Source organism: Chryseobacterium sp. (genome assembly GCF_041914225.1).
GTDB lineage: Bacteria > Bacteroidota > Bacteroidia > Flavobacteriales > Weeksellaceae > Chryseobacterium.
Genome location: NZ_JAYSDT010000042.1, coordinates 25,637 through 34,287 on the forward strand (window position 1 = coordinate 25,637; position 8,651 = coordinate 34,287).

Annotated in this window: 6 protein-coding genes; all 6 read right to left on the bottom strand. The window is 34.4% G+C overall.

Annotated elements, in window-relative coordinates; translation table 11 throughout:
* Positions 1-2: 2 nt before the first annotated feature.
* The 6 genes from ACE3RB_RS15955 to glyA all read right to left on the bottom strand — a co-directional run bounded on the left by ACE3RB_RS15955 (position 3) and on the right by glyA (position 8,625).
* Positions 3-1,298 carry a nucleotide sugar dehydrogenase gene (locus tag ACE3RB_RS15955; RefSeq protein WP_374465113.1) on the bottom strand — a complete coding sequence of 432 codons (1,296 nt, stop codon included), beginning with the start codon at positions 1,296-1,298 and terminating at the stop codon, positions 3-5.
* A gap of 2 nt (positions 1,299-1,300) precedes the next feature.
* Positions 1,301-3,688: a GumC family protein gene (locus ACE3RB_RS15960; protein WP_374465114.1), complete on the bottom strand. Its 2,388-nt coding sequence runs from the start codon at positions 3,686-3,688 to the stop codon at positions 1,301-1,303.
* A 6-nt stretch (positions 3,689-3,694) separates the two neighbouring features.
* A complete protein-coding gene (locus ACE3RB_RS15965) occupies positions 3,695-4,519 on the bottom strand; it encodes a polysaccharide biosynthesis/export family protein (protein ID WP_374465115.1) in 825 nt (274 codons plus the stop codon).
* 39 nt (positions 4,520-4,558) lie between these two features.
* Positions 4,559-6,487 carry a polysaccharide biosynthesis protein gene (locus ACE3RB_RS15970; protein ID WP_374465116.1) on the bottom strand — a complete coding sequence of 643 codons (1,929 nt, stop codon included), beginning with the start codon at positions 6,485-6,487 and terminating at the stop codon, positions 4,559-4,561.
* 356 nt (positions 6,488-6,843) lie between these two features.
* The gene (locus ACE3RB_RS15975; RefSeq protein ID WP_374465117.1) at positions 6,844-7,302 is read right to left on the bottom strand and encodes a regulatory protein RecX; all 459 of its coding nucleotides are present in this window, start codon (positions 7,300-7,302) and stop codon (positions 6,844-6,846) included.
* A gap of 57 nt (positions 7,303-7,359) precedes the next feature.
* Complete coding sequence (gene glyA / locus ACE3RB_RS15980; protein WP_374465120.1) at positions 7,360-8,625, bottom strand: serine hydroxymethyltransferase; 1,266 nt, start codon at positions 8,623-8,625, stop codon at positions 7,360-7,362.
* Positions 8,626-8,651: the final 26 nt, after the last annotated feature.

The window sequence follows — 8,651 nt, forward strand, 5'->3', positions numbered from 1 at the left end:
TGTTATAATCTTGCGTCTACCAGATTTCTGTCCAGACATGCCTTGGTATCAAAAACCACAGCATTTTCTTTTTTAAGCTGATCCAGATCCATTTCCAGGAACTCATTATGAGATACTGCAATCACTAAAGAATCATACTTTTTTCCTTCCTGAAGGGTATCCAGAATATCAATTCCATATTCGTGCTTTACTTCTTCTTTGCTTGCCCATGGGTCATAAATGTCCACATTTACTCCATAATCAGCAAGTTCTCGATAGATATCCACTACCTTGGTATTTCTGACATCCGGACAGTTTTCTTTGAATGTGACTCCTAAAATCAGTGCATTAGAATTTTTAATTACTCCACCTTTTGCAATAAGAAGCTTCACTACTTTAGCAGCAACAAATTTTGCAATGGAATCATTGACACGTCTGCCGGATAGAATAACATCAGGATGATATCCCAGTTGTTCTGCTTTGTGTGCGAGATAATAAGGGTCTACTGAAATACAATGTCCTCCTACCAATCCTGGTTTATATTTAAGAAAATTATATTTCGTGCCTGCTGCTTCCAATACATCATTGGTATCAATTCCCACTCTGTCAAAAATTAAGGCCAATTCGTTAACAAAGGAGATATTAACATCTCTTTGTGCATTTTCAATCGCTTTTGAGGCTTCTGCAACTTTAATGCTGGGTGCTTTGTGAGTTCCAGCTGTGATGATTTTTTTATATAATTGATCTACTTGTTCAGCAATCTCTTCCGTAGAACCTGAAGTTACTTTTTTAACACTTGTAAGTGTATTTACCTTATCTCCCGGATTAATTCTTTCCGGAGAATATCCTACAAAAAAGTCTTCATTAAATTTAAGTCCTGAATATTTTTCAAGAACCGGCACGCATTCTTCTTCTGTACATCCTGGAAAAACGGTGGATTCATAAATAACAATATCTCCTTTTTTAATAATCTCTCCTAACATTTTTGAAGCAGAAATTAATGGATTCAAATCCGGGGCATTATATTTATCAATAGGAGTAGGAACTGTTACGATGAATATATTGGCTTCAGCAATATCAGATAACCGGTTTGTAGCCTTGTAGCCTAAAGAACCATTAGATTCGTTATATTTTTTCAGTCCATTATTTAATTTATCAACATCTGCTTCAAGCGTTATATCCTTTCCGTTATTAAGCTGATCAACACGCTGTGTATTGATATCAAATCCAAAAACAGGATAGTGATCTGCAAATTCAAGAGAAAGAGGAAGGCCTACATAACCCTGGCCTATAACTGCTAATTTATATGTTGTTATCATTATTAACTAAGTTTATTTTTTATTTTTTGAAACCAGGATTGTTCTGTATGCTGGTTATAACCATAGCCATATTTGTTACTGTATCCTAAATTTTCTCTGCTTACATCGTTAAGCACAAATCCTACATTTTTGATTTTTTTCTGATCAATATTGCTGTTGGCAAATTCTAATAATGATTTTTCTGTGTATTTAGATCTTGAAACATAAATAGTGACATCAGAAAGTTCAGCAATAAGAAAAGTATCAGTTACAAGAAGTAATGGTGCTGTGTCCAGAATAATGTATTCATATTTTTCCTTCAGTTGATCCAGAAGAGTCTCATAACGACCGTTGGATAACAGTTCTGTTGGGTTCGGAGGAATCATTCCTGAGTAGATTACATCCAGGTAAGGATTAAAAGATGATACATGAATGATATCTTCAAGTTTGGTCTCGTCATTGTAAAGATACTCCGTAAGCCCGGCAAGTCCTTTTCTCGCAGGATTATATCTCTGAAGCTGAGGGTTTCTGATATCAGACCCTATAATAATTGCTTTTTTCTTAGGATTGGCCAATGTCAAAGCTAGATTTACCGATGTGAATGTTTTCCCTTCTCCTTTTACGGTAGAGGTAACAAATACAACTTTTCCTTTTTTCTCTTTTGAAAGCATGAAATTCATATTGGTAATAAGAATTCTGAATGCTTCCGCCATAGGAGTAATATCATTCATTTTAACGATCTCGGAATCTCCTTTTTCAAGACTTGGTAATTCTGCAATAATAGGTGCGTGCACTAGCTTTTCTAAGTCATGCTTCGTAACCACCTTATTGTTAAACAATTGCAACAAATAAATAATAATAAAAGGAATTAATAGTCCAAAAAATATTGAAGCAAATAAGATAGCTTGAGTTTTAGGAGCAACAGGATTGGCAAAGGCATAAGCTGTATCAATCACTCTTGCTTTTGGTGCAGTAATAGATTGTGCAATAGCTGTTTCTTCTCTTTTCTGTAGTAATAATAAGTATAAATTTTCTTTAATTTTCTGTTGCCTTTCTATTCCTCTAAATATTTTTTCTATGGAAGGAATTTTTGCTATTTTACCAGTTACTTTATTTTGTTCACCTACATATTCATTTCTGGCAAGTTCCAATCCTGCCTTATTTCTTTGGAGCGTTTGAAGAACTGAAGAACGCATTGCATTTATTTGTTTACTAGTTTCAACAACTATAGGGTTTTCTGTAGTTGCAGATTCCAGTAATCTTGATCTTTGTAATATCAATTGGTTATATGATGTAATTCCTGAAACAGCTTCAGGATTATTTAATCCAATATTTATTGGTAACACCTGATATTGACCTTGCTTTGCCATGAAAGCAATCAAGGAATTCGTCAGTTCCAACTGTGCATCAAGATCAAGTTGTTTTGCACGGGCTTCGGCAGAGCTTTCAAGGTCTATCTTAGCTTCAGTTTCAAGATCAGTAAGGTTGTTCTTTGATTTAAAATTCTCTTTTTCATTTTCAACCTGACCGAGTTCTACTGAAAGCTTTTTTACTCTATCCTCAATAAAATCTAATGTTTTTTTAGACTCTTGATTTTTGTCTAATATTGCATCATTATTATAAGCAACGACCAATGAATTAAGTATATCCTGTGCCTTTGAAACAACCGGGTAATTCATTGACAGTTTAAGCACAGTAGCTTCTTTGTTTGCTAAATTTACACTAAGAGCTCCTGTTAAAGAATTAACTTTTGCTTCAACTGATGATATAATTAATTCTAAATTCTTTTTATCAACATTAGGTGATACTTTAGGATTGTACCTCGTGTTTTTAGTAATAATAATATTTGCAAAAGGCAGACTTATCATTCTTCCATAACCAGAAACGATACTTTTTTTTAGTCCTTCATAATTTATTGCAATTTCTTCTCCTCTTAATTCTACATTAATAAGGTTATTTGCACTTTTAGAAGGCTTCTCATTGACAACCTTTACTTCGATAGGTGATGACTCTTTATAAAGTTCAACACTACTTACTTTTCCTTTAACAATGATGTTAGTTTGAAGATTTTTATTGATAACCACATCTCTCATCAGTTTTTTGGATTTCAAAATCTCAATTTCATTGGAAATACTATTAGTTTTCATCCCTCCCAATCCTGATAAATCAGAAAGAACGCCCAATTCATTATTTGAGGATGAATTTTTGGAATCTTTTATAAGCAAGGTTGTTTCTACATAATAGACTGGAGTCATAAATTTTATTGCAATATAGCCTATAGCTAAAGCTACCATTGCACAAAAAATAAACCATGGCCATTTCCTTACATATGGTTTGATAATTTCACTAAAGTTAATTTTATTTGAGTGGTTTTCCTCCTCTGAAAATTGTGAAGTTCTCTGGTTATCCATCAATCTTTATTTCTTATTAAATAAACTTACTACAACAGCAACTGCTGTAACCGCAATAGAAATAGCGGTCAGGTAAAGACCTGTATTCGGGTTTTGTTTTGCTATAAGATCTTTTGTATTGTTTGAAGAAACAATAATAGCATCCCCTTGTTTCAGATTATAATAGGGAGAATTAATTAAATTGGCATCCTGAATATTGATACGGCCATGAGAAACAACACCGTTTTCTGTTCTGATAACTAATATATCTTCTCTTTTCCCATATTGCGTCAAATCACCAGCCATACCCAATGCATTTAAAATGGTTGCCTGTCCGTTTGCTATAGTATAGTCTCCCTGTCTGCTGACTTCTCCAAGTACTGTAACTTTAAAATTAGCGAGCCTTACATTAACGGTGGGATTAATAACATATCTCGTCATCTTTTCCCTCAATTCATCTTTAAAAGCGGTCAGACTTTTATCTGATGTATTCAGTTTTCCTAATATTGGAAAATCAATATCTCCGTTGGCATCTACAATATAAGTTGGTCCCGACAATATTGTTGCTCCCTGATTAGGAGTATTTCCTCCTGCTGTAGCATTTGTCTGGATAAGTTCTGAGGAAGAATAATTCTGATTAAAAGGCTTTACAACATCCATATCTTTCGCAGTGATTAGAATAACCAACTGATCTCCTACCTGGATTGTATTTGCTGAATTTTTAGCAGATGCACTGATTGCGACCTGTTCTATATTCTGCATATAATTTAAATCATTCTTAGCATTGGGGTTCACTTTGCAGGAAATCACTAAAGAGGACGCCAAAACTAATGCTAATATTTTTCCTTTCATTATCTTGTTAAATTGTGCAAATATACATTTATATTTTTTCTATTTATCCAAAGCCTCATAAATTGAATTATTGCTTCGGAATTCCGGCACTATTGTTTTAAGAATCCTTACCACTTCCACTTTATCTCTTCGCAGGGAAGCCTTGGTAATTTCTTTAGTAAGCCTGTCTATATCTTCAAATCCCATTGAAGGATCTTTGGAAATCATAATTTTGTCATTATGAGTAGGAAGTGTTTTTGCATCATCACTCAGAAGTTCTTCGTACAGCTTTTCGCCGGGTCTTAGTCCTGTATAGATGATTTTAATATCTATATTAGGTTCGAATCCTGATAATTTTATCATTCTTTTCGCAAGATCAATAATTTTTACAGGTTCTCCCATATCAAAGACAAAAATTTCACCTCCTTCTCCCATTGTTCCGGCCTGAAGTACAAGCTCACAGGCCTCAGGAATTGTCATGAAATATCTTACAATTTCCGGGTGGGTAATAGTTACGGGACCACCAGCTTCAATCTGCTTTTTAAAATGAGGAATTACAGAACCATTGGATCCTAATACATTTCCAAATCTTGTTGTAATAAACTTGGTCACATTACCTTCTACATTCTGAAGTGACTGTACAAAAAGCTCTGCAGCACGTTTTGAAGCTCCCATTACGTTGGTTGGATTTACAGCTTTATCTGTAGATACCATTACAAACCTGTTTACTTTATACTTGCTGGATAATTTCGCAACAATCTTTGAACCTAATATATTGACAAAAATGGCTTCATGAGGATTTTCTTCTACCAAAGGAACGTGCTTATAGGCAGCAGCGTGATATACCATTGAGAAGTTATACGTCTGGAACAGAGATTCCATTCTGTGATGGTTAGAGACATCTCCTAAAACAAATTTGAAAGTGATATGAGGAAATTTCTCTCTCATTTCAAGTTCAATTTCGTAAAGCGGTGTTTCAGCCTGATCCAGTACTACAATCAAAGAAGGATTAAAAAGAGCAACCTGTCTTACAATCTCACTTCCTATAGATCCTGCTCCACCGGTTACCAATACTGTTTTATCAAAATGCCTGCTTTTAACTTTCTCATTCTGAATTTTGATAGGCTTTCTATTTAACAAGTCTTCAATTTGAAGGTTTTTGATAGACCCGCCAAGATCACTGTCTCTTAACTTTTGTACAGATGGTGCTTTAAAGACATTCAGGTCTTTTTCTAAAAACAAATTCACCCAGGCATTCATCTCATCTCTGGCCATCATTTCTTTAACAATGAGAACCCCGTCAACCATAAGATCGTCTTTTGAATGCTCCTCTATCTTTTCCTTCTCATAGATTGGTTTCCCTAACAGAGATGCTCTTTTAGAATCTGTTCTCTGAGTTAAAAACCCAACTACCTGATAAGGCAGGCTCGGATTATCCAGAATAGCACGGGCTATCGCAATAGATTGTTCATCAATCCCCAATACCAGGATTCTTTTTTTCAGTGCGCTTCTTCTATATTCCCTTACAATATGGAAAAACTCTTTCACATATAATCTGAAAAGGAATAATCCCATAAAAGAAATTACAAAGTAAAGTATCAGATAAGGAGTAAGTATAAACTTACTTCCTGAGATCCAGAAGTAAGCAATATTTATAGTTCCGATAGTCAGCATTGTGCAAAAGCACGATATCAGAAGTTTAAATAAGTCTATAAATGTTGAGTGGCGGATAATACCGGCATATGTCTTGAAGACGTACATAAAAACGGCATTCACCAGAATAATAAAAGCAAAAATCAAACTTTTATCTTCATGGTATATAAACTCCTGCTTGGTAATCTTTGCGATAATGTAAGTGGAAAGAAATAAAGATATGATCAGTATAATAATGTCTATTACAAGAATTATCCATCGGGGAAGGTATCTTACGTCTGAGAGATTGACAACATTATCCCCTCCAAATATTGTTTTTCTAAGAGAATTGTACATTGTCTGTATTGGTGTTCATATTTAATTAAGGTATATTATCTGATTATCCAATCAAAGATAATTTTGACATAATCACACAAAAATAAATAAATTTATTTCAATATGTTGAAATCAAAAATAAATTTGATGTTATGTTTATGAAATCTAATAATTTCATTACGATACAGCTAAACTCACAGACAAAAATCATACCATAAAAGCTGTTTATAAAGGTGATATTTATCTATAAAAATTCTTCATTTAAGCTGTTTTTCTTTAAAAGAATTATTAAATCATTATATATCAATCTTTTTCAATGAACTGCTTATTTTTTTTTCTAAAAGTCATACGTCAAGTTTTTTTTAATTTATTAATATTTAATCAAAAATATCAATTATTTTTTCATATTCAAAACCTTTACTCATCAAATGCTTTATAGTCTTGTTTTTTTTTTGATATTCTTTCAAACCGGTTTGTCTGGAATAATAATCATCAAAAATCTTCCTGATAGCTTTCTCATAATCAGCGTCATCAATCTCATCAAAACATGAATTGATCAGCTTCTCAGAAATCTGTTTCTGCTTCAGATTCATCTTAATTTTGTTTTTCCCCCAGTGTTTGATGTAAAACTTACCTCTGATATAGCTTCGTGTAAACCTTTCTTCGTTCAGATAATTTTCTTTCAGCAGGTACAGAATAATTTCTTCCTTCGCTTCATCTATAAGCAGGAATTCTCTCATCTTCTGCTCTACTTCAGCATGACAACGGTCCTGGTAAACACAGTAGTTGACCAGTTTCTGTTTTATTTCTTCGAAAGTATAAGATTTCTTTTCCATTTGAATAAAAAAAGAATGAGCAATTTGCCCATTCTTTATATAATATAGGAATGTCTGTTAGTAATTGAACAGAGCTTTACCTTCCATTAATTCGTTAACTTTCTTTTTTACAGATCCAATCACTTCTTCGTTTTTGATATTGTCTACTACTTCAGAAATCAGTCCCGCAATAGTATCCATATCATTTTCCTTCAATCCTCTTGTTGTGATAGCTGCAGTTCCCAATCTGATACCGGATGTCGTAAATGGTGATTTATCATCAAAAGGAACCATATTTTTGTTGCAGGTAATATCGGCAAGTACAAGTGCTTTCTCTGTTTCCTTACCGTTTACTCCTTTATTTCTAAGGTCTACCAGCATCAGGTGATTGTCTGTACCTCCGCTTACGATATCAAAACCTCTGTTGATCATCGCTTTTGATAATGCCTGAGCATTTGCTTTAACCTGTTTTGCATAAGTTTCGAACTGAACATCCAAAGCTTCCCCGAAAGCAACTGCTTTACCAGCGATCACATGCTCAAGCGGTCCTCCCTGAATACCCGGGAAAACAGCTCCGTCCAGTACCTGGCTCATCATTTTGATTTCTCCTTTTGGAGTTTTGTGACCGTATGTATTTTCAAAATCTTTCCCCATCATGATCATCCCTCCTCTTGGACCTCTAAGGGTCTTGTGAGTTGTAGTTGTTACTACATGACAGTGCTCGAATGGAGAATTTAATAATCCTTTTGCTACTAACCCAGCCGGGTGAGCGATATCAGCCCAAAGGGTAGCTCCCACTTCATCTGCCACTTCTCTGAATTTGGCATAATCTAAATCTCTTGAATAGGCTGAGAAACCTGCAATAAGCATTTTTGGTTTTTCTCTCAGCGCTACTTCTCTCATTTGATCATAATCAATAAGACCTGTTTCCTGCTGAACTCCGTAAGAAACTACATTATATTGAATCCCTGAAAAATTCACTGCTGAACCGTGGGTAAGGTGCCCTCCCATTGAAAGGTCCATTCCCATAATTTTATCACCAGGTTTCAAAACTGCAAGATAAATGGCTGCATTCGCCTGAGAACCGGAATGCGGCTGAACATTCACATAATCTACTCCGAAAAGTTCTTTAGCTCTGTTGATGGCTAAAGTTTCAACCTCATCTACTACTTCACATCCTCCGTAATATCTTTTCCCGGGATATCCTTCAGCATATTTATTTGTCAGTACACTTCCCATTGCTTTCATCACATTTTCAGAAACAAAATTTTCTGATGCGATAAGCTCTAATCCATGGGTTTGTCTTTGTCTTTCCTTTTCAATCAGGTCGAAAATAATATCCATTTTACTTTTAGTTTTTGAAATTTTCA

Bases quoted from the DNA above. Each gene is read 5' to 3' on its own strand.
- ACE3RB_RS15955 (WP_374465113.1), bottom strand. From the start codon at position 1,298: ATGATAACAACATATAAATTAGCAGTTATAGGCCAGGGTTATGTAGGC.
- ACE3RB_RS15960 (WP_374465114.1), bottom strand. From the start codon at position 3,688: ATGGATAACCAGAGAACTTCACAATTTTCAGAGGAGGAAAACCACTCA.
- ACE3RB_RS15965 (WP_374465115.1), bottom strand. From the start codon at position 4,519: ATGAAAGGAAAAATATTAGCATTAGTTTTGGCGTCCTCTTTAGTGATT.
- ACE3RB_RS15970 (WP_374465116.1), bottom strand. From the start codon at position 6,487: ATGTACAATTCTCTTAGAAAAACAATATTTGGAGGGGATAATGTTGTC.
- ACE3RB_RS15975 (WP_374465117.1), bottom strand. From the start codon at position 7,302: ATGGAAAAGAAATCTTATACTTTCGAAGAAATAAAACAGAAACTGGTC.
- glyA (WP_374465120.1), bottom strand. From the start codon at position 8,625: ATGGATATTATTTTCGACCTGATTGAAAAGGAAAGACAAAGACAAACC.